General features: G+C 72.0%; 8 protein-coding genes. 5 read left to right on the top strand and 3 right to left on the bottom strand.

What is annotated here, in order from left to right; all coding sequences use genetic code 11:
• Positions 1-656: 656 nt before the first annotated feature.
• Complete coding sequence (locus AB0C27_RS52865) at positions 657-1,730, top strand: ParB N-terminal domain-containing protein (protein ID WP_357862342.1); 1,074 nt, start codon at positions 657-659, stop codon at positions 1,728-1,730.
• An 83-nt stretch (positions 1,731-1,813) separates the two neighbouring features.
• Here AB0C27_RS52865 and AB0C27_RS52860 read toward each other — a convergent pair whose 3' ends face one another.
• Positions 1,814-2,026, bottom strand: coding sequence for an MbtH family protein (locus AB0C27_RS52860; RefSeq protein ID WP_345572647.1), 213 nt, complete (start codon positions 2,024-2,026; stop codon positions 1,814-1,816).
• A 323-nt stretch (positions 2,027-2,349) separates the two neighbouring features.
• Between AB0C27_RS52860 and AB0C27_RS52855 the strand changes: the two genes are divergently transcribed.
• On the top strand, positions 2,350-4,248 hold the full coding sequence (locus AB0C27_RS52855) for an ABC transporter ATP-binding protein (RefSeq protein ID WP_357862340.1): 1,899 nt from the start codon (positions 2,350-2,352) through the stop codon (positions 4,246-4,248).
• Between the two features lie 255 nt (positions 4,249-4,503).
• Positions 4,504-4,911 carry a cold shock domain-containing protein gene (locus AB0C27_RS52850; protein ID WP_357862338.1) on the top strand — a complete coding sequence of 136 codons (408 nt, stop codon included), beginning with the start codon at positions 4,504-4,506 and terminating at the stop codon, positions 4,909-4,911.
• A 62-nt stretch (positions 4,912-4,973) separates the two neighbouring features.
• Here the strand turns inward: AB0C27_RS52850 and AB0C27_RS52845 are convergent, their stop codons facing one another.
• Positions 4,974-6,536 carry an amino acid adenylation domain-containing protein gene (locus tag AB0C27_RS52845; protein ID WP_357862336.1) on the bottom strand — a complete coding sequence of 521 codons (1,563 nt, stop codon included), beginning with the start codon at positions 6,534-6,536 and terminating at the stop codon, positions 4,974-4,976.
• A 184-nt stretch (positions 6,537-6,720) separates the two neighbouring features.
• On the opposite strand from AB0C27_RS52845, the gene sbnA reads away from it, so the two are divergent.
• Both sbnA and sbnB read left to right on the top strand, forming a co-directional pair.
• The gene (gene sbnA, locus AB0C27_RS52840) at positions 6,721-7,734 is read left to right on the top strand and encodes a 2,3-diaminopropionate biosynthesis protein SbnA (RefSeq protein WP_357862334.1); all 1,014 of its coding nucleotides are present in this window, start codon (positions 6,721-6,723) and stop codon (positions 7,732-7,734) included.
• Positions 7,731-8,756 carry a 2,3-diaminopropionate biosynthesis protein SbnB gene (sbnB, locus tag AB0C27_RS52835; RefSeq protein ID WP_357862332.1) on the top strand — a complete coding sequence of 342 codons (1,026 nt, stop codon included), beginning with the start codon at positions 7,731-7,733 and terminating at the stop codon, positions 8,754-8,756. The genes sbnA and sbnB overlap by 4 nt, the downstream gene beginning before the upstream one ends.
• Before the next feature lie 157 nt (positions 8,757-8,913).
• On the opposite strand, the gene AB0C27_RS52830 is transcribed toward sbnB, so the two are convergent.
• Entirely contained in the window at positions 8,914-23,025 is a 14,112-nt protein-coding gene (locus AB0C27_RS52830) for an amino acid adenylation domain-containing protein (protein ID WP_357862330.1), read from the bottom strand.
• Positions 23,026-23,046: the final 21 nt, after the last annotated feature.

Genomic DNA, 23,046 nt, shown 5'->3' with positions numbered 1-23,046 from the left:
GCCACTCACCGTGTGTGATCATGCGGGCCGCCAGGCGAGAACTCCGGCGCGATCGTCCGGGCCATGACCGCCGCGCGCCCCGACGGAGGGGCAGGTCAGGGCTTCGTGCGACGGAAGTAGCTCAAAGATCAACAAGCGTGTATCTAGGTTGTGCGGCTGCCGCCCGCGCCCGGCGGCGGCTGAGCAGGGGATTCGCCGCGACCGGAGTCGCCGCGCCCTCTTGACACCCCATCAGGAGCGCGCCCCTACCGAAGGAAATACCGCCCATATACTTTGACAACGCCGATGACTCAAAGCCTTGGCATACTGGTGAACCCTGTGGATGATGAGGGCTTATGAGCTTCTGGCCCCTTAGGCGGCCCACCGGGTCGGCCGCCTCCTCCCGCCTCTCCGCGATCGGCCGCTGGCAGTCTGTCGAATGATCCGGGCCGGGACTCCGGCCGGCGGGCCGGAACGGGCCTTCTCCCTCGCGTTTCGGCGCGCGTACGGGCTCGGGATCGTGACGGGCAGCGGGCCGGTCACGGCGGAAAGAATTCTGCGGAAGGCGACGGAAATGGCACGGGAATTTCACCGCCGAACGGCGGGAAATTCACGGGGAATGCTCGTTGGGATTCACAGATAACGGGGTGAACCATTTGCAGTTGCACAACAGCGGCATGAGCTCGGTTCCGGATCGAACAGATGCCACGGAACCTCGCCCGACCGGAATCAGCAGGCTTCCCGACACCTTCGAATCAAAGATCGTCTCCGTTCCGATCGCCACGCTCCTGCCCGGTGAGTCGCCGCGACTGCAGGGACAGGACCAGGAGCACGTGGCGCGGCTGGCCGAGATCGACGGCCCGCTTCCGCCCATTCTCGTCCGCCGCACCGACCGGCACGTGATCGACGGGATGCACCGTCTCCTCGCCGCCCTCGTACGCGGGCAGGAGACCATCGACGTCGAATTCTTCGACGGCACCACGGAAGACGCCTTCCTGCACGCCGTGCAGGCCAACATCGCCCACGGTCTGCCCCTGACGCAGGCCGACCGGCGGGCCGCCGCGATCCGCATCGTCGCTTCCCACCCGCACATGTCCGACCGGGCCATCGCGCGGGCCTCGGGGCTCGGGGCGAAGGCCGTGGCCGCCATCCGCCGCCGTTCAACCGGCTCCGTGCCGCAGTTGAACGCCCGCATCGGCCGCGACGGGAGGGTCCGGCCGCTGAGCGGAGCCGACGGACGGCTGCGCGCGGCCGAGGTCATCGCCAGGAACCCCGACGCCTCGTTACGCGAGGTGGCGAGGCTGGCCGGGATCTCTCCGGCCACGGCGAGCGACGTCCGTAAACGACTACTGTCCAACGAGCCGCCCACGATGCCCCACCCGGCCGACGCCAGGCCGCCGGCTCCAGCCGCGCCCGCGCACGAGGCCGCGATGCCCGACCAGATCGCCCGGCGGCGAGCCGGGCAGGGAACGGCGGCGCACGCGCCGCACTCCGAGCCCGCCCTGGTGCTGGACAAGCTGCTGCGTGACCCCTCGCTGCGGCTGAAGGAGGAGGGCCGGCAGTTGCTGCGGCTGCTGCAGCAGACCGCGCTGGCGATGGAGAGCTGGTCCGACCTCATCGCGGCGGTGCCGCCCCACTGGGAGGGGCTGGTGGTCAAGCTGGCCCGCCAGTACGCCGCCACGTGGCAGCAGTTCGCGCAGGAGCTCGACGAGCGCGATCCGTCACTGTCCTGGAAGGCGGTCGGCCAGTAACGGCTGTCCCGAGGACGATGACTGCCCTGCACATGCGGACGTCGCCGACCACCACAGGTGGATCGGCGACGTCACAGGGGTGGTTACTTCTTCTCCATGGCCTCGATCAGGCTCTTGGGACGCATGTCGGTCCACGACTTCTCGATGTAGTCGAGGCACTCCTGGCGTCCCGCCTGGCCGAAGACGGTCTTCCAGCCTTCCGGAACCGCCACGAAGATCGGCCAGAGGGAGTGCTGTCCCTCGTCGTTCACCAGAACCAGGTACTGGGCATCCGGGTCGTCGAACGGATTCGTCACCACGTCGTCCTTTCTCGGTACGGGATGGGTGGCACCGGAGAACGGACGTCCGCAACGACGCCGGTCCGGCGTTCGGTGGCCGCGTGATGCGTCGCTCGGCCCCGCGGGACCAACTATGAGCTCAGGCGCCGGGCGGCAGTCAACTTCGGCGTTCACCCGTTCACCCGTTCAACTGCGCTGATGCCGCACTTGGCCGGGAGCCGCCGCCGGCCGTCCGGGGTCTCCCACCGGCGGCATCCACAGCATCGACAACAAGGCAGGTGTCCATTGACGGCGGACGAAGCAGCAGAAAGAGCAGCGGACGAAGCGGCGGAAAGCAGGACATGGGCGGAAAGGCCGGCGGGGTGACCGGGCTGCGGTTCGACGACTCGATCACCCGGCAGCGGGTGAAACGCGGCACGTGGCGGCGGATCCTGCCGTACGCGGCGCCGTACCGCTGGTTCCTGGCCCTGCTGCTGCTGGCCACCGTCACCGTCGCGGTCGTCACGGCCGCCGGCCCGCTGATCCTCAAGGCGATCATCGACGACGGGATCGTGCCGAAGCGCACCGGCACAGTGCTCTGGCTCTGCCTGCTGGTGGCGGCGTTGTCGCTGGTCGAGGCAGGGGCGGCGTACCTGGGGGCGTGGTGCTCGGGCCGGATCGGCGAGGGCCTGGTGCACGACCTGCGGACCAAGGTGTTCGCGCACATCCAGCGGCAGCCGCTGGCGTTCTTCACCCGGACCCGGACCGGCGCGCTGGTCAGCAGGCTCAACACCGACGTGATCGGCGCCAGGCAGGCCCTGACGACGCTGCTGTCGCAGTCGGTGTCGACGCTGCTCACGCTCGCGCTCGTGCTCGCCGCGATGGTCTACCTGTCGTGGCAGATCACGCTCGCGGCGCTGGTGATGATCCCGTTCTTCCTGCTGCCCGCGCGGCTGATCGCCCGGCGGCAGGAGCGGCTCGCGCGGGAGGCCATGGAGCTGGACGCCGACATGAGCTCGATGATGCATGAGCGCTTCAACGTGTCCGGGGCACTGCTGTCCAAGCTCTACGGCCACCCGGACGACGACCTGGCCGCGTTCGCGGCGAAGACCGGGCGCGTGCGTGACGTGTCCATCCTGCGTGTCGTGTACGGGCGGATCTTCGGCATCGTCGTCACCGTCCTGACCGCGCTCACCACGGCCGTCGTCTACGGCCTGGGCGGCGTCCTGACCATCGGCGGCTCGCTCGAACTCGGGTCGCTGGTGGCCATGGTGGCGCTGCTGATGCGGCTCTACGGGCCGATCAACCTGCTGGCCTCGATGCAGGCGACGGCGATGACGGCCCTGGTGAGCTTCGACCGGGTGCTGGAGGTGCTCGACCTGGAGCCGCACATCGTCGAACGCGCCGGCGCGCGGGAGCTGGCCGCGCCCGGCCGCTCGGGCCCGCCCGCGCCGGACATCGTCTTCGACCGGGTCCGCTTCCGCTATCCGGGCGCGGAGGAGGTGTCGCTCGCGTCCCTGGAGTCCTCCATGCGATCGCCCGGCGGCGGCGCGGACAAGCGGTGGACGCTGTGCGACCTCAGCTTTCACGCCCCGGCGGGCAAGCTGACCGCGCTGGTCGGACCGTCGGGCGCGGGCAAGACCACGATCACCCAGCTCGTCCCGCGCCTCTACGACGCCACGGAGGGCGCGGTGCGCGTCGGCGGCCAGGACGTCCGCGACCTGGCCCTGCGGTCCCTGCGCCACGCGGTGGGGGTGGTCACCCAGGACGCGCACCTGTTCCACGACACGCTGCGGGCCAACCTCGAGTACGCGCGGCGCGGGGCGACCGAGCGCGAGCTGATCGAGGCGTGCCGGGCGGCGCTCGTCTGGGACACGATCAGCGCCCTGCCGGACGGCCTGGACACCGTGGTCGGCGAGCGCGGCCACCGCCTGTCCGGCGGCGAGAAGCAGCGGGTGGCCCTGGCCAGGCTGCTGCTCAAGGCACCGCCGATCGTCGTGCTCGACGAGGCGACGGCGCACCTGGACTCGGAGTCGGAGGCCGCGATCCAGCGGGCGCTGGAGACGGCGCTGTCGGGGCGGACGTCGCTGGTGATCGCCCACCGGCTGTCCACGGTCAGGAACGCCGACCAGATCCTGGTCGTCGAGGCGGGCCGCATCAGGGAACGCGGCACGCACGAAGAGCTGTTGCTGGCCGGCGGCCTGTACGCGGACCTGTACCGCACGCAGTTCGCCCAGCAGGCCGCCGGAACCGGCGGCTGAGCAGATCACCTGTCGGCAACCGGTACGTGGACCCCTGAGTGGGCAGGTGAACAATGCGGCGAGCGGGCGGTTGGCGGCGCGATGGACCGGCCGGTCAGTGGCCGGTCGGCGGCACGGTTGGCGGCACGGTTGGCGGCACGAGGGCGGGCCGGTGGGCGGAACTCCCGTCAGCCCGTCCGGTGGCTCTATGTTGTGGAGCGAGGTATCGGACATGGGGTCCGAGGTTTGGGGGTTGTGGTGGTTTCTGGACGAGTGGTGAAGTTCGACGCGGCGCGGGGCTACGGCTTCATCGCGCCCGACGGTGGCGGCGAGGACGTCTTCCTGCACGTCAACGACATGCTGATGCCCGAGTCCGAGGTGCGGGCCGGGCTCTCGGTGGTGTTCGAGGTCGAGGAGGGCGACAAGGGACCGAAGGCGTGGCGGGTGCGACCGGCCGAGACGCCGTCGGCCGTGACCACGGTGGCGGCCGTTCCCTCGCGCGTCACGACCGCGCAGGGCGACGATGACGACTCCCTGTGCGACGTGCTCGACGCGGACGAGTACCTGCGGGAGGTGACGGAGATCCTGCTCAGCCAGGCGCCGACGCTCACCGGCGCGCAGATCATGCAGATCCGTACCGGACTGCTGCAGTTCGCCAAGAACCACGGCTGGGCCGAGGGCTGAGCGACGACACGAAGGGCGGGCACCGGTCGTCGGCGCCCGCCCTTCACGTGTCGCGGCCGGAGTCAGCGGGCGAAGTCGCGTACTACGACCGCCACGGCGCCGACGCTGGGGTGGCGCTGGAGCACCGCCTCGATCTCGCCCAGTTCCATCCGCACCCCCGCGATCTTGACCTGGCGGTCGACGCGGCCGAGGTACTGCAGCGCCCCGCCCGGCAGAGCCCGGACCGCGTCGCCGGTGCGGTAGAGGCGGCCGGTGGGGGTGTCGTGGAACGGGTCCTGGAAGAACGCCTCGCGGGTGCGGTCGTGGTCACCGGCGTAACCGCGACCCACGCAGACGCCGCCGACGAACAGTTCGCCCGTCTCGCCCGTCTCGCAGGCGTGCCAGCCGTCGTCCTCGTGGCGCAGGACGTACAGGTCGGCGTTGACGACGGGCCCGCCGATCGGCAGGCGCAGCAGGTCGAGGTCGGCGGCGGTGACCGTGTGGTGGGTGACGTCGTCGGAGCACTCGGTGGGCCCGTAGGCGTTGACGAGCCCGGCGTGCGGCATCTCCCGCAACCAGCGACGCGCCACCTCGGTGGGCAGTTCCTCCCCGGTGGCCAGCATCCAGCGCAGCCCGCCGAGCAGCCCCGTCCCGGAGGGGGCGTCGGGCGGGCCTGTCCGGGCGGCGGTGGCGAGGTCGTCGAGCAGTAGGCGGACCATCGTGGGGACGAGCTCGACGATCGTGATGTCCTCCGCGCCGATCAGGCGGGCGAAGGCCACCGAGTCGTACGCCGTCGCGTCACCGACGACGCGGACCCGGCCGCCGACGACGAGCGGGCAGAGCATCTGCCAGATGGAGATGTCGAACCCAAGCGGCGCGGTCTGCGCCACCGTGTCGCCCGCGGTCAGACCCAGGTCGACGACCTTGGCGTGCAGATGGTTGAGCATGCCCTGGTGCTCGACCACCGCACCCTTCGGCCGGCCGGTCGAGCCGGAGGTGAACAGCATGTACCGCGGCTGATCAGGGCCGTCGAGCCGAGCCGGTCCCGACCAGAGCGGCTGCGCGACGGCCTCCCCCGCACGGACGAGCCGCACCCCCGCTTCACGCGCCCCGGCGGCGAGCGTAGGCGAGACCGCACCGGCCCCGGCGGCGAGCGTGGGTGAGGCGGCGCCGGTCCCGGTGGCGAGCGTGGGTGAGGCGGCGCCGGTCCCGGTGTCCAGGAGCAGGGCGGCGCCGGCCCTCGTCAGCACCTCGGCCACCCGTGCGGCCGGCCAGGTGGCGTCGGCGGGGACGTAGACGGCTCCGAGGAGCTCGATCGCCAGGAACCCGGCGATGACCGCGGCGTTGCGCTCCCCGCCCACCGCCACCACCGTGCCGGGTCCCGCGCCCGAGCGTTCCAGCAGCGAGGCCAGGCGGCGGGCCTCGGCGGCGAGCCCGGCGTAGCTGAGGCGGCGGGTGTCGTCGGTCACCGCGAGGCGGTCCCCGTCCACGGCGGCCGTGCGCTCGACCAGGGTGATCACGGCGTCGGCGAGGTCCACCGGGTGGGGACGGCGCGTCGCCGCGGCGCGGGCACGTTCGGCCTGCTGCGGCGAGATGGGCAGTCTGGGCAGCTCGTCCTGGCCGAGCAGGGCGTCCGCGAATGTCATGTGCACGCTCCGGTAAATGCGGGGAAATAGCCGACCTTGCCGGGCCGAGATTTCCTCAAGTATCGTGACCGGAGCTACCGCGATCAAGGTCGTGCAGAGCCGGAGAATAGGCCGGTCGATCGCTTCGACTTCCCTGACGTGTTTCTGTCGCGTCCATTCCCGTCAAACTGGGGGATTCGGCGAAGTGCCCGTTATCAAAGCTCCGCAGGAGTTCAACGTCGAAGACCTTTTCATCGATTTGCGGACGGTGACGGGGACCCCGCTCTATTTGAAATGCGAGGGGTTCAACTTCGCCGGTTCGGTCAAGCTGAAGGCGGCCACGGAAATGGTGGAGGCCGCCGAGCGCGACGGACTGGTCGGGCCTGACTGCGTGCTGGTGGAGTCGTCGTCCGGCAACCTGGGCATCGCGCTGGCGATGGTCGCGGCCGACAAGGGCCTGCGTTTCGTGTGCGTGACCGACCCGCGCTGCAACACCGCCTCCATGCGGCTGATGCGCTCGCTCGGCGCGGAGGTCGTGGTGATCGGGGAGCAGGACGCCAACGGCGGCTACCTGGAGAGCCGCATCCGCTACGTCCGCGACCTGTGTGCCGCCGACGACCGGTACGTCTGGCTCAACCAGTACGCCAACCCCGGCAACTGGCGGGCCCACTACCGGCACACCGCACCCGCGATCGAACGCAACTTCCCCGGCCTGGAGGTGCTGTTCGTCGGCGCGGGCACCACGGGCACGCTGATGGGCTGCGCCCGCTACTTCAAGGAGCGCGGCGCCCCGGTCACGATCGTGGCGGTGGACGCGGTGGGCTCGGTGACGTTCGACCACTACAACGGGCCGCACGGCACGGCCTCCGACGTCCCTGAGCGCCGCATGGTGCCGGGGCTGGGCACGAGCGTGCGGCCGGAACTGGTCGACGAGTCGTGGGTGGACGACGTGGTGCACGTGCCGGAGACGGACACGATCCGCGCCTGTCACGGCCTGGCCGCGCGCGGGTTCCTGTTCGGCGGCTCGACGGGCACCGTGGTGAGCGGCGCCGCGCGCTGGCTGCAGGAGAAGTACCCGGGTGAGGAGCCGGTCGCCCTGGCGGTCGCCCCCGACCTCGGCGAGCGCTACCTGGACTCGATCTACGAGGAGGGCTGGCTGCGCGAGCACTTCGGCCCTCTCGACCTGCCCGACCGACCGCATTGGAGCACGCACCCATGAGTCAGGTCCCGTCGTTCGCCGTCGTCTCAGGAGAGCAGGTCGCCGGTGTCCTGCACGGCAGGGAGAAGCAGGTCATGGAGGTGGTGGAGGGGGCGTACCGGCTGCACGGCGCGGGCGGGACGGTCAACCCGGACTCCTACTTCCTGCGCTTCCCCGACCGGCCCTCCTCCCGGATCATCGCGCTGCCCGCGTCGGCGGGGAAGCCGGTGGACGTGCACGGCATCAAGTGGATCTCCTCGTTCCCCGAGAACGTGGCGGCCGGCCTCCCACGCGCCTCGGCGGTGCTCATCCTCAACGACACGACGACCGGTTACCCGCTGGCCTGCCTGGAAAGCTCGATCATCAGCGCGGCCCGAACCGCCGGCTCCGCCGCGCTCGCGGCCACGACGCTGGCGACCGCCCGGGGGGTGACGCCGCGACGCGCCGGTTTCATCGGCACCGGGCTGATCGCCCGTTACATCCACACCTATCTGGTGGCGGTCGGTCTGTCCTTCGACGAGGTGGGCGTCTTCGACCTCGCCAAGGAGCACGCCGAGGGGTTCGGCGCCTATCTGACGCGGTCGGGGGCGGAGGAGGTCACGTTCCACGATGACGCCGAGTCGCTGATCGCGGCGTCCGACCTGGTCGTGCTGGCGACGGTGGCGGGCGAGCCGCACATTCACGCGCCCGAGGCGCTGGCGCACAATCCGCTGGTGCTGCACGTCTCGCTGCGCGACCTGTCGCCGGAGATCATCCTTTCGTCGTGGAACGTCCTCGACGACGTCGAGCACTGCCTGAAGGCCGGTACGTCGCCGCACCTGGCCGAACAGCGCACCGGCGGCCGTTCCTTCGTCGCCGGCACCCTGTACGACGTGCTGGAGGGCACCCTGACGCCCCCGGCCGACCGGCCCGTGGTGTTCTCGCCGTTCGGCCTCGGGGTGCTCGACCTGGCCGTGGCCAGGTACGTCTACGACGAGGTGGGCGCGGCGGGCGACCTGATGACGGTGCCCGGCTTCTTCCACGAGCTGAAGCGACACGGCTGACGGCCCGCGTCCCCCCGAGCCCGCCTTCCCCAGACCCGATCCCCCAGCTCCCGCAGAGCCCGCTCCCCGATCATCCGGGGGGCGGGCTCTTCGCCGTCGGGCATCCGGCTCCTCGCGCCCGGCCGTCCGGCTGTCCGGCTGTCCGGCTCCTCGCCGGTCAGCCGTCCAGCCGCAGCCAGTCGGACACCGCGGCCCACACCTGGCCCAGGGTGTCCGGCTTGGCGATGTCGTAGTGGGTGCAGGGGATGCGGGCCACCCCGATCTCGCCCGTCACGTACGGCCGCCACAACTCGGGCCTGCGCGCCTCGTCGGAACCACTCTCGTCGGCCACGACCACCAGCACGTCCCCGTCGAACCGGCCGTGCTCGAAGCCGCGGCGCAACTTACGGTGGTTGCGCAGGAGACGGGCGAAGGTGCGGATCTCGTCCTCGGTGGCGGCGCCGAAGCCGTTGCCCGCCTGCCAGCGGACGATGTCCATCTGCCGTTCAAGCGCGGCGTCGGGGTCGTCGTCGTGCTCCTCCGCGGCTTCCTGTTCAGCCACCCACGGGTACTGGTCGAGCAGGACCAGCGCCCCGACCTGCTCCCCGGCCGCGCGGAGCTGGACGGCGATCTCGTGCGCGACGCCGCCCCCGTACGACCAGCCGAGCAGGTGGTACGGCCCGTGCGGCTGCACGGAGCGGATCTGCTCGATGTAGTCGGCGGCCATCTCCCCGATGGAGCGGGCGAACTCCGTGGTGCCGTCCAGGCCGCGGGACTGCACCCCGTACAGGGGGATGTCCGGCTGGGCGTGGCGGGCCAGCGGCATGTAGCACCAGCTCAGGCCGCCCGCGGCGTGGATGCAGAAGAACGGCTCGCGCTCGCCCTCCGTGCGGATGGGCAGCAGCACGTCGAGTGCGTCGCGTACCGAGGAGAGCGTCATCCGCCGCATCAGCTCGGCGACGGTGGGGGCCACGAACAGGTCGCGGACCGCGATCGTCACGCCGCGCCCGCGCAGCCGTTCGACGAGCCGGACGGCCAGCAGGGAGTGGCCGCCGAGGGCGAAGAAGTCGTCGTCCAGGCCCACGCTGTCGCGGCCGAGCACCTCGGCGAACGCCTCGCACAGGCCGGCCGCGATCGAGGTGACGTCCCAGTGGGTGACGGTGCGTTCCTCCGCGCCGGTGTCGGGGGCGGGCAGGGCCTTGCGGTCGAGCTTGCCGTTCGGCATCAGCGGCAGCCGGTCGATCACCACGACGGACGCCGGCACCATGTAGCCGGGCAGGCGTTCCTGGGCGGCGGCGCGCACCGCCGGGCCGAGTCCGTCGGCGTCGCCTCCGGGGACCACGTACGCGACGAGCCGCCGGTCGCCGGGCACGTCCTCGCGGACCAGCGCCACGGCCTGCGTCACGCGCGGGTGCGCGGCCAGCACGGCCTCGACCTCGCCCAGCTCGACCCGGAAGCCGCGGATCTTGACCTGGTCGTCGGAGCGGCCGACGTACTGGAGCTCGCCGCCGGCGCTCCACCGCACCACGTCGCCGGTACGGTACATGCGCGCGCCGCCGGGCCGGAACGGGCAGGCCACGAAGCGGGAGGCGGTGAGCCCGGGACGGCCGAGGTAGCCGCGGGCCAAGCCGTCACCCGCGATGTACAGCTCGCCGGCCACGCCGGGCGCGACCGGCTGGAGGGCGTCGTCGAGCACGTACACCTGCGTGTTGGCGACGGGCGTGCCGATGGACGACACGTCGTCCGCGGGGCCGGTCAGCACCTTCGCGGTGGACCAGACCGTGGTCTCGGTGGGGCCGTACAGGTTCGTCAGGGTCGGGGTCCGGCCGAGAATCGTGCGCGCCAGGTCGGGCGGCAGCGCCTCGGCGCCGATCATGGCGCGGACGGTCGTCCAGTCCACGGGGTCGCCGTCGTCGGCGATCAGGCCGCGCCACAGGCTGGGGGTGGCGTGCACCATGGTGACGCCGGCGGCGCGGATCAGCGTGCGCAGCGCCCACGGGTCGAGCACCTGCTCCTGCTCGGCGAGGACGACGCGGGCGCCGGTCACCAGCGGCAGGTAGAACTCGAAGCCTGCCATGTCGCAGCCGTGCGTGCTGACGGCCAGCAGCCGATCGGCCGCGGTGGGCGCGAACGACTCCCGCATCGACAGCAGGAAGTTGACGATCGCGTGCTGCTCGACCAGCACGCCCTTGGGGCGCCCGGTGGAGCCCGAGGTGTAGATCACCCACATGGGGTGGCGGGGCTCCACGGTCACGTCCGGCCTGGTGCCGGCCTGCGCCCGCACCTCCGGCTCGCCGGCCACGACGACGGGCAGGCCGGCGTCGATCTCGAACTCGGCCAGGCGCGGGCGCAGGTCCTCGCCGGTCAGCACGCAGGCCGCGCCGGAGTCGGCGATCACGTACGCGATGCGGCCCGCCGGATAGGCCGGGTCGATCGGCAGGTAGGCGGCGCCGGCCTTGATCACGCCGAGCAGCGACACCACCAGCTCGATCCCGCGATCGAAGACGGCGGCGACGACGGACTCGGGCCCGATGCCGAGGCCGATGAGGCGTCCGGCCACCTGGTTGGCCCGCCGGTCCAGTTCGGCGTACGTGAGCTCCACGTCACCGCAGGTCAGGGCAACCGCGTCGGGGGTGCGGGCGACCTGCGCCTCGAACAGCCCGACGACCGTCGTGCCCGGTATGGGGGCGGCGGTGTCGTTCCAGCCGGTGAGCATGAGCCGGCGTTCGGCGTCGCCGAGCACGTCCACCGCGCTGAGCCGCAGGCCGGGGTCGGCAGACAGGGCGGCCAGCACCCGGACCAGGCGTTCGGCGATGCGCTCGACCGAGGCGCGGTCGAACAGGTCGGCCGCGCCGACGACCGCGCCACGCAGGCCCGCCGCGCCGCCGTCCGCGTCGAACGCCTCGCCGAGGCTGACGTCCAGGTCGAACTTGACCACGGACGTGTCCTCCCCCGCCGCCTCGCCGCCGCCGGGACGGCGGCCGGCGTCCAGGCCGGGCAGGTCGAGGCTGGCGCCCGCGGTGTTCTGCAGCAGCAGCATCACCTGGAAGAGCGGGTGCCGGGCCAGCGACCTGGCCGGCGACAGCTCCTCGACCAGGCGCTCGAACGGGACGTCGGGGTGGGCGAACGCGCCGAGCCCGGCCTCCCTGACCCGGGCGAGCACCTCGCGGAACGTGGGGTCGCCTGACAGGTCGGTACGCAGGACGAAGGTGTTGACGAAGTAGCCCACCAGGCCGTCCAGCGCCTCGTCCGTCCGCCCGGCCAGCGCGGAGCCGATGGGGACGTCGGTGCCGCCGCCGAGCCGGGACAGGAGCACCGCCAGGGCGCCCTGGACCATCATGAACATGGTCACGCCCTCGGCGCGGGCGACCTCGCGCAGCCGGGCGTGCACGTCCGCCGGGACCTCCAGCGGCACCCGCCGGCCCAGGTGTCCGGCCACCTCCTGGCGCGGCCGGTCGAACGGTAGCGGCAGCTCTTCGGGCAGGCCGGCCAGCGTGTCGCGCCAGTAGGCGACCTGGCTGGAGATCAGGCTGCCCGGGTCCTCGCTGTCGCCGAGCACGTCGCGTTGCCAGAGCGCGTAGTCGGCGTACTGGACGGGCAGCGGCTCCCACTCCGGGGCCCGGCCGTCGCGGCGGGCGGCGTAGGCGGCGGAGACGTCGCGCGCCAGCGGCGCCCACGACCAGCCGTCACCGGCGATGTGGTGCACCACGACGACGAGCACGTGCTCGTCAGGGCCGGTGGTGAACAGCCAGGCCCGGATCGGCGCCTGCGCGGACAGGTCGAACGTGTGGGCCCGCGCCTCCTCCACCGCCGCCGCCAGCTCCTGCGGCGCGACCTGCCTGACGGTCAGCTCCCAGTCGAGGTCGTCGACGGGGATGATCCGCTGGTACGGCTCGCCGTCGGCGACCGGGAACACGGTGCGGAGCACCTCGTGGCGGCCGATGACGTCACGGAAGGCGGCGCCCATGGCGTGGCTGTCGATCGTGCCGGACAGGCGTACCGCCACGGGGATGTTGTAGGTGGCGCTGGGGCCTTCCAGCTGGGCGATGATCCACATGCGCCGCTGCCCGTACGACAGGGGAACGCGCTCGGGGCGTGCACCCGCCGTCAGGGGCGCCCGCGCGCGGGCGGCGCCGTTGAGGCCCGCCGCCAGCCCCGCGACGGTGGGGGCGTCGAACAGGGCGCGGATCTCGATCTCGACGCCGAGCAGGGCGCGGATGCGGCTGACCAGGCGGACGGCGAGCAGCGAGTGCCCGCCGAGGGCGAAGAAGTCGTCGTCCACGCCGACGCTGTCCAGGCCGAGCACCTCGGCGAAGGCCAGGCAGAGGATCTCCTCCTGCGCTGTGGCCGCCGACCGGCCGCCCTCGGTCTGGGCGGAGCCGTAGTCGGGGGCGGGCAGGGCTTGGCGGTCGAGCTTGCCGTTGGCGGTCAGTGGGAGCGCGTCGAGCACCACCCAGGCCGAGGGGATCAGGTGGTCGGGGAGGCGGTCGGCGGCGAATTTGCGGGCCACGGACGGGAGGTCGGCGGCGTTCTCGGGGTCGTCCGGCACGAGGTAGCCGACGAGGCGGACGTCGCCTGGGCCCTCTTCGCGGGCGATGACGGCCGCCTGGCTCACCGCCGGGCACGCGGTCAGGGTCGCGGTGATCTCGCCTGGTTCGACGCGGAATCCGCGGATCTTGACCTGGTCGTCCGCTCGGCCGGCGAATAGCAGCCGGCCGTCGGTGGTCCAGCGGGCGCGGTCGCCGGTGCGGTACATGCGGGTGCCCGGCTCGAACGGGCACGCAACGAAGCGCTCCGCCGTCAGACCCGGGCGGCCGAGGTAGCCCCGGGCCAACTGGGCGCCCGCGACGTAGAGCTCGCCGGTGACGCCGGGAGGCACGGGTGACAGATGCTCGTCCAGGACGTGGAAAGCGGTGTTGGCCACGGGTGTACCGACCGGTGCCGTGCCACCGCTGCTCAGGCGGGTGGTGGCCACACCGATCGTGGTCTCGGTCGGACCGTAGTGGTTGAACACCGCGCAACCGCGCTCGTCGGCCTCATCCAGCAGCCGTTCCAGCCAGTCGGGAGCGGCCGCCTCACCGCCCAGGACCAGCGCGCGGGCGGGTAGGAGACCTGGGCCCATCGCCGCCAGGTGGGACGGCACCATCTTCACGAAATCGATCTCGCGTTCGGCCAGTAGGCTGCCGAAAGCGTCCGGGTCCGTGGCGGCCTCCTCGGCCATGATGTGCAACTCACCACCCAGGGTCAGCGCGGCAAAGACGATCGTGTTGCCCAAGTCGGTCGCCTGGCCCTGAACCAGGGCATACCGGCCGTCGTCCATCCCGAGCCGGCCCGGCACCGAGGCCACATAGTTCGCCAAAGCCGCCTGACTGACCAGCACACCCTTCGGCCGACCGGTCGAGCCTGAGGTGTAGATGACGTAGGCGGTCTGCGTGCCGTGGAGGTGTCGTTCCGGTTTGTCCTTCGAGGCCATCGAAAGGCGCAGGGCGGTGAAGGTGTCGTCGAGGACCAGCATGCGGGCGTGGCTCGCGGGCAGCTCGTCCGCGATCTCCTCGGTGGTGACGGTCAGGACGGCCCGGCTGTCGGCGAGCAGGTAGGCGATCCGCTCCACCGGCTGACGCGGGTCGATCGGCACGTACGCGCCACCGGCCTTCCACACCGCCAGCAACGCCACCACCAGCTCGACACCGCGATCGAGACACACCCCGACCACGGACTCGGCGCCCACCCCCTCGCCGACCAGGACATTCGCCAGCCGGTTGGCCCGCTCATCAAGGTCTGCGAAGGTAACCTCTTCGCCGTCGGGAGCCACCACCGCGACCGCCCCGGGCCTGCGCGCGACCTGCGCCTCGAACAGCTCCACCACCGGCGTCGCAAGCCCGTCGGCCGCCGTGCGGTTCCACTCTGCGAGAGCCCGGTGCTCGTCCTCCCCGAGCAGGTCCACACCGCTCAGCCGGGTGCCCGGGTCGGTGCTGACCAGGTCGAGCACGCGTACCCAGTAACGCATGATCCGCTCGGCCCACTCCGGATCGAACAGGTCCGTGGCGACCGTCACCGACCCCCGCACCCCGGCCGGAGCACCCCTGTCGAACGCCTCGCTCACCATCACGTCGAGGTCGAACTTGGCCGCCCGCTCCCCCGCCGACGGGGCCCCCGGCCGGATGACGGGGAGGTCCAGCACGGCGTCAACAGTGTCGCCCTTGGTGAGCACCACCTGGAAGAGCGGGTGCCGCGCCATCGACCGCGCCGGGGCCAGCTCCTCCACCAGCCGCTCGAACGGCACGTCCTGGTGCGCGAACGCCGCCAGGCTGCGCTCCCGCACCCTGCCCAGCAGGTCGCGGAAGGCCGGGTCGCCGGTCAGGTCCGCCCGTACGACCAGCGTGTTGACGAAGCAGCCGATGAGGTCTTCCAGTGCCGCGTCCGTACGGCCCGCGTTGGCCGATCCGATCGGGATGTCGGTGCCCGCGCCGAGCCGCGACAGCAGCACCGCCAAGGCGGCCTGAAGCACCATGAACACGGTCACGCCCTCGGCCCTGGCCACCTCGACCAACCGCGCGTGCACCTCGGCCGGAACCGTCAAGGGCATGCTGTGCCCCTGGTGGGAGGCGGTGGCGGGACGCGGCCGGTCGAACGGCAGCGCCAACTCCTCGGGCGCCCCCGCCAGGGCCTCCCGCCAGTAGGCGACCTGGCGGGACATCAGGCTGTCCGGATCGTCCTCGTCGCCGAGCAGTTCTCGCTGCCAGAGCGCGTAGTCGGCGTACTGGACCGGCATCGGGCTCCACACCGGGGCCCGGCCCTCGCGGCGGGCCGCGTACGCGAGGGAGAAGTCGCGGGCCAGCGGCGCCCGCGACCAGCCGTCACCGGCGATGTGGTGGATCACCACGGCCAGGACCCGCTCGTCCGGTCCCGCGTCGAACAGCCAGGCTCGGATCGGCGCCTCCGCGGTGAGGTCGAACGCGTGCCCCATGGCCCGGGTGACGGCGGCGTCCAGTTCGGACGGCGGCAGCTCGGTGATCGACAGGCTCCAGTCGAGCTCGTCGAGGTCCATGACGTGCTGGTACGGCTCGCCGTACGCGACGGGGAAGACCGTCCGCAGCACCTCGTGGCGGCCGACCACGTCGCGCAGCGCGTGGCCGAGGGCCTCCTGGTCCACTCCTGCCGCGAGCCGCAGCACGATCGGCACGTTGTAGGTGGCACTCGGGCCTTCGAGCTGGCCGAGGAACCACAGCCGGCGCTGCGCGAACGACAGCGGGACCCGCTCGGGCCGTTGTCCGGGGGTGAGCGGCAGGCGGGCGGCGGCGGCGTCGCTCAGCCGGGCCGCCAGGCCCGCCACCGTCGGCGCCTCGAACAGCGCCCGCAACGGCACCTCGACCCCGAGCGCCGACCGCACCCGGCTGACCAGCCGCACTGCCAGCAGCGAGTGGCCGCCGAGGGCAAAGAAGTCGTCGTCCACGCCGACGCTGTCGAGGCCGAGTACGCCGGCGAAGACGGCGCAGAGGATCTCTTCGCGCAGGTCGGCCGGGGCTCGGCCGGCTTGTGCGGAGTGGTCGGGGGCGGGCAGGGCCTTGCGGTCGAGCTTGCCGTTGGGGCTCAGTGGCAGCGCGTCCAGGACGACGATCGCGGCCGGGATCATGTAGGACGGGAGCCGGTCGGCGACGTAGGCGCGGACCTGGTCGGGCAGGTCCTTCACTGGTCCTCGCGGGACGACGTAGGCGACCAAGCGCTTGTCCCCCGGCTGATCTTCCCTGGCCACCACGGCGGCCTGCGCCACCTGAGGATGGGTGGCCAGCACGGCCTGCACCTCGCCCAGTTCGATGCGGAAGCCGCGGATCTTGACCTGCTCGTCCACCCGGCCGAGATACTCCACCTCGCCGTCGGCGTTCCAGCGCACCACGTCGCCGGTCCGATACAACCGCCCACCCTCGGAGAACGGGTCCGCGACGAACCGCTCGCCGGTCAATGACGGCCGGCCCAGATACCCGCGAGCCAGCCCATTCCCGGCCAAATACAGCTCACCCGCCACCCCGACCGGCACCGGCGCGAGATGGTCATCGAGCACGTAAACGCGGGCGTTGTCGACCGGCCTGCCGATCGGCACCACGCCATCCACCTCGCCGTCGGCATACCAGGCGGTGGCATACACCGTCGCCTCCGTCGGCCCGTAAATGTTGGCCACCCGCGCACCGGGCAACGCCGCACGCAACCCCGCCACCGCATCCGCCGACAGCGCCTCACCGGCCAGCACCACCGTACGCGGCCGCACCTCCAGCGAGCCCGACCCCACCACCTGAGCCAGCGCCGACGGCACCCCGCTCACGAGACTGACATCGCGCAGATCCCGGCTCGCATCGGCGACCGCCAGGACATCGGGGACCACTTCCACGCAGCCGCCCGACACCAGCGGCCCGAACAGCTCGAAGACGGACACGTCGAACGTCAACGAGGTTGAGAAGAGCACCCGCTCGAAGTTCGCCCCACCGAACTCCCGCACCGCCCATGCCAAGAACCCGGTGACCGACCGCTGCTCGACCACCACACCCTTCGGCCGCCCGGTCGAACCCGACGTATAGATGACATAAGCCGCATGCCCCGGCAGGACGCTGCTGCGCAACGACCCGTCCGGCAGCCCGGCCAGCTCGGGATCGTCCACGAGCACCGCCTGCGTGTCGACCGGCAGCCGGTCCGCCAGCTCCGGCGAGGTCACCACGGCGACCGCACCCGCGTCGGCCAGCATGAACGCGATCCGCTCCACCGGATACCGGCCGTCGATCGGCAGATACGCGCCACCGGCCTTCAACACCGCCAGCACCGCCACCACGAGATCGATCCCGCGCTCCAGGCAGACCCCCACCACCGACTCCGCCCGCACACCCCGGCCCACCAGCAGCCGCGCCAGCCGGTTCGCCCGAGCGTCCAACTCCGCGTAGGTGATCTCCACACCGTCGGCCGCCACCGCGACCGCACCGGGCGTCCGCGCCACCTGCGCCTCGAACAACCCCGCCACCGTCACCTGCGGCGCCGCCACCGCCGTGTCGTTCCACTCACGCAGCAGCAGATCCAGCGCCTCCACGCCCAGCACACCCACCTGACCAAGCGGCACCTCCGGGCCACCCGCCAGGCAGTCCTCCAGCGCCCCCACCAGGTTCTCCGTCGCGGTCCGCACGAGCGCCCCGACCGCATGCGGGTCGATCGGCGCCACCGCGTCCACCGCCAGCGAGATCCGGCCGCCGTCGTCATCGACCGACACCAGCAGCGGATAGTTGGTGCGCTCGGTGAAGTACACCCGCCGGATCCCGCTCAGCGCCTCGCCAGCACCCGGAACGGCTTCGCCCGGGGTGTTGTGGCGGTAGTTGAACAGCGCGGTGAACAGGGGAAGGTCTCCGGGCACGCCGCTGGCCTGCTGCGCGAGGGTGAGCGGCGCGTGCTCGTGCTCCAGCAGCCCGGCCAGTTGCCCGCGCATCGCCGCCACCGCACCCAGCACACCGAGCTCACCGGTGCGCACCCGTACGGGAAGAGTGTTGATGAAGGGCCCCGGTACGCGGTCGGAACCGGCACTCGTGCTCATGCGGCCGAACAGGACCGTGCCGAAGACCACGTCGTCCCTGGCCGACACCGCCGCCAGCACCCGCGACCACGCCACGTGCAGCAGCGTCGCCGGGCTCGCCCCCACCCGGCGGGCCACCTCAAGCAGCCGGGTGTGCAGGCTGCCGTCGAAGTCGGTCCTGGCCCGGACCGTGTCCATGCCGTCGCGGCGGGCGTCGGCCACGCCGAAGGGCGCGGTCGGCTCGGTGACGTCCCCGAGCAGGCCGGCGAAGTAGCGTTCGTGGTCGGCGCGGTTCCCGCCGCTCCTGGCCTGAGCGACGAAGTCGCGGAACGGCAGCGGCTCCGCCAGGCGGTGACCCTGGCCGGCCAGGAAGGCGCGTACCTCGTCGAGCAGCACCTCAAGGGCCGTGTGGTCCTGCACCAGGTGGTGGATCCTGACCAGGGCCAGCCAGCGGCCGGTGCCGGGCGAGGCGGCGGTGTGCAGCCTGATCAGCTGGGCCCGGCCGAGGTCCATGGACGTGCCGCCGCGCGCCACCAGCTCCGCCACCGGGTCGGCGCCGTCCTGGTCCAGGGTCAGTTCTTCGATCGGGAGCACGGCGCGGCGCCAGACGACCTGGACGGGTTCGCGCAGGCCCTCCCAGACGATGGAGGTGCGGTAGACGTCGTGCCGATCGATCACTTGCTGGAGCGCGTCGGCGAAGCTGTCGAGCCGCTCGCGGGAGTCGAACTCCAGCGCTGTCGGCATCACGTAGGCGTCCTCACCGCCCTCGGCCAGCAGGTGGTGGAACAGCAGCCCCTCCTGCAGCGGCGCGAGCGGGTAGACGTCCGCGATGTTGGCCGCGCCGCCTTCCACGGTGGCCGTGATCCGGTCGAGCTCGTCGCCGGTCAGGTCCACCAGCGGCAGCATGTCCGGAGTGAGCTCGGTCGCGCCGGGCGGGATCAGGTTCGGGGGGACCGCCGCCAGGCTCTCGCCCGTCGAACGGGCCAGCCCGGCCGGGGTGGGTGTCTCGAAGAGAGCGCGTACGGAGACCGAGACGCCACGGGACCGTACGAGGGCCACCAGCCGGATCGCGAGGAGGGAGTGGCCGCCGAGCGCGAAGAAGTCGTCGTCCACGCCGACGCCGTCCAGGCCGAGGACCTCGGCGAAGGCCGCGCAGAGAATCTCCTCGCGGACGTCGGCCGGGGCGCGGCCGGTGCCCGCCGTGTACTCCGGTGCGGGCAGGGCCTTGCGGTCGAGTTTGCCGTTGGGGCTCAGTGGCAGTGCGTCCAGGACGACGATCGCGGCCGGGATCATGTAGGACGGGAGCCGGTCGGCGACGAAGGCACGGACCTGTTCGGGCAGGTCCTTCGCCGGTCCTCGGGGGACGAGGTAGGCGACCAAGCGCTTGTCTCCCGGCTGGTCCTCCCTGGCCACCACGGCGGCTTGGGCGACCTCTGGGTGGGCTGCTATGGCTGCCTGGACCTCGCCCAGTTCGATGCGGAAGCCGCGGATCTTGACCTGCTCGTCCACCCGGCCGAGATACTCCACCTGGCCATCGGCGTTCCAGCGCACTACATCGCCGGTCCGATACAACCGCCCACCCTCGGAGAACGGGTCTGCGACGAAGCGCTCGCCGGTCAATGACGGCCGGCCCAGATACCCGCGAGCCAGCCCATTCCCGGCCAAATACAGCTCACCCGCCACCCCGACCGGCACCGGCGCGAGATGGTCATCGAGCACGTAGACACGCGCGTTGTCGACCGGCCTGCCGATCGGCACCACGCCGTCCACCTCACCGTCGGCATACCAGGCGGTGGCATACACCGTCGCCTCCGTCGGCCCGTAAATGTTGGCCACCCGCGCCCCGGGCAACGCCGCACGCAACCCCGCCACCGCATCCGCCGACAGCGCCTCGCCGGCCAGCACCACCGTGCGGGGTCGCACCTCCAGCGCGCCCGACCCCACCACCTGAGCCAGCGCCGACGGCACCCCGCTGACCAGGCTCACGCCGTCGAGGTCGCGGTCGCCGTCCGCGACCGCCAGAACGTCGGGAACCACCTCGACGCAGCCGCCCGACACCAGCGGCCCGAACAGCTCGAAGACGGACACGTCGAACGTCAACGACGTCGAGAACAACACCCGCTGGAAATCCGCCCCACCGAACTCACGCACCGCCCACGCCAGGAACCCGGCCACCGACCGCTGCTCGACCACCACACCCTTCGGCCGCCCGGTCGAACCCGACGTATAGATCACATATGCCGCATGACCCGGCAGCACTTCGCCGGCCACAGGCCCGCCGGGCAGTTCCGCCACGTCGTGCACATCGACCATCGGCACGCCTGAAGGCAGCCGGTCCATGAGCTCCGGCGAGGTCACCACGGCGACCGCGCCCGCGTCGGCCAGCATGAACGCGATCCGCTCCACCGGATACCGACCGTCGATCGGCAGATAAGCGCCACCGGCCTTCAACACCGCCAGCACCGCCACCACGAGATCGATCCCGCGTTCCAGGCAGATCCCCACCACCGACTCCGCCCGCACACCCTGACGTATCAGAGACCGGGCCAGGCGATTCGCCCGAGCGTCCAACTCCGCGTAGGTGATCTCCACACCGTCGGCCGCCACCGCGACCGCGCCCGGCGTCCGCGCCACCTGCGCCTCGAACAACCCCGCCACCGTCACCTGCGGCGCCGCCACCGCCGTGTCGTTCCACTCACGCAGCAGCAGATCCAGCGCTTCGACGCCCAGCACTCCAACTTGGCCAAGCGGCACCTCGGGGCCACCCGCCAGGCAGTCCTCCAGCGCCCCCACCAGGTTCTCCGTCGCGGTCCGCACCAGCACCCCGACCTCGCCCGGATCGATCGGCGCCACCGCGTCCACCGCCAGCGAGATCCGGTCCCCGTCGTCATCGACCGACACCAGCAGCGGATAGTTGGTGCGCTCGCGCAGGTAGACGAGGCTGATGCCGTCGAGGGCCCCGTCCGGGGCGGGGGCGTCGTTCTGCTGAGGCCGGCTCGTGTTGTGCCGGTAGTTGAACAGCGCGGTGAACAGCGGCAGGTCGCCCGGCACGCCACTGGCCCGCTGCGCCAGGGTCAGCGGCGCGTGCTCGTGCTCCAGCAGCCCGGCCAGTTGCCCGCGCATCGCCGCCACCGCACCCAGCACACCGAGCTCACCGGTGCGCACCCGTACGGGGAGAGTGTTCATGTACGGGCCGGGCACCTGGTCGGAGCCGCTGCCGGCGTTCATGCGGCCGAACAGGATGGTGCCGAACACCACGTCGTCCCGTCCCGACACCGCCGCCAGCGCCCGAGACCACGCCACATGCAGCAGCGTCGCCGGGCTCGCCCCCACCCGGCGGGCGACCTCCTGCAGCCGGGTGTGCAGTTCCGCCGGGAACGGCACCACCTTGCGGACCGCGTCCGCGCCGTTGCCGCGCACGTCCACCATTCCGAACGCCGCGGTCGGCTCGGTGACGTCCCCGAGCAGATCGGCGAAGTAGCGCTCGTGCTCGGCCCGCTCGACGGCGCCCCTGGCCTGGGCCACGAAGTTACGGAACGGCAGCGGCTTCGGGAGCGTGCCGTCGCGCCGGGAGAGGATGGCCCGCACCTCTCGCAGGACGATCTCCAGCGCGGTGTGGTCGCGGACGATGTGGTGGTTCCTGATGAGCCCGAGCCAGCGGCCGGTACCGGGGACCGGGGTGACGTGCAGGTCCATCAGCGGAGCCAGGCCCAGGTCCAGCACCTGGCCGACGTGGGCGACCAGCCGTCCGGGCAGGTCGCCGTCGCCCTCGGGCAGCCTCACCTCGGTCACCGGCAGGTTCGCCCGCCGCCACACCACCTGGACCGGCTCGCGCAGTCCCTCCCACACGATGGACGTGCGGTAGATGTCGTGCCGGTCGACCACTTTCTGCACGGCGTCGGCGAAGGCGTCCAGCCGGTCCCGCGAGTCGAACTCCAGGACCATCGGCATGACGTACGCGTCCTCGCCGCCCTCAGCCAGCAGGTGGTGGAACAGCAGCCCCTCCTGCAGCGGCGCGAGGGGATAGACGTCCGCGACGTTGGCCGCGCCGCCTTCCACGGTGGCCGCGATCCGGTCGATCTCCTCGCCGGACAGGTCCACCAGCGGCAGCATCTCCGGGGTGATCGCGGTGGCGCCGGCCGGGATCGCATTGTCCGGCACCTCCACCTGCCGGTCGCCCACCGACCTGGCCAGCCCCGCCGGGGTCGGCGCCTGGAAGAACGACCGCACCGACACCGACACGCCCCGTGCCTGCAGCGCCGCCACCAGGCGGATGGCCAGCAGCGACTGGCCACCGAGGGCGAAGAAGTCGTCGTCCACACCGACGCTCTCGACGCCGAGCACCTCGGCGAACGCGGCGCAGACGACTTCCTCGCGGGCGTTGACCGGCGCCCGCCCGGCCGTCACGGCGACCTCCGGCACCGGCAACGCGGCGCGGTCCAGCTTGCCGTTGGCCGTGCGTGGCAGCGCGTCGAGCACCACTACGGCTGACGGGACCATGTACTCGGGCAGCCGGGCGGCGGTGAACTCTCGTACGGCCTCCGGCAGTCGGTCTTCCGGCTCCGGCCCTTCGCCGGCAGGGACGACGTAGGCCACCAGCCGCTTGTCCCCCGGGCGGTCCTCCCTGACGATCACCGCCGCCTGGGCCACCCGGGGGTGTTCGGCTACCACGGCGCGTACTTCGCCGGGTTCGATCCGGAAGCCGCGGATCTTCACCTGGTCATCCACCCGGCCCAGGAACGCCAACTCACCCTCGGACGTCCACCG

Origin of the sequence: Nonomuraea sp. NPDC048882 (assembly GCF_040649755.1) — a bacterium.
Lineage (GTDB): Bacteria > Actinomycetota > Actinomycetes > Streptosporangiales > Streptosporangiaceae > Nonomuraea > Nonomuraea maheshkhaliensis.
Note: the sequence above shows the minus strand (reverse complement) of the source record. Positions and strands in the feature narration are given on the sequence as shown.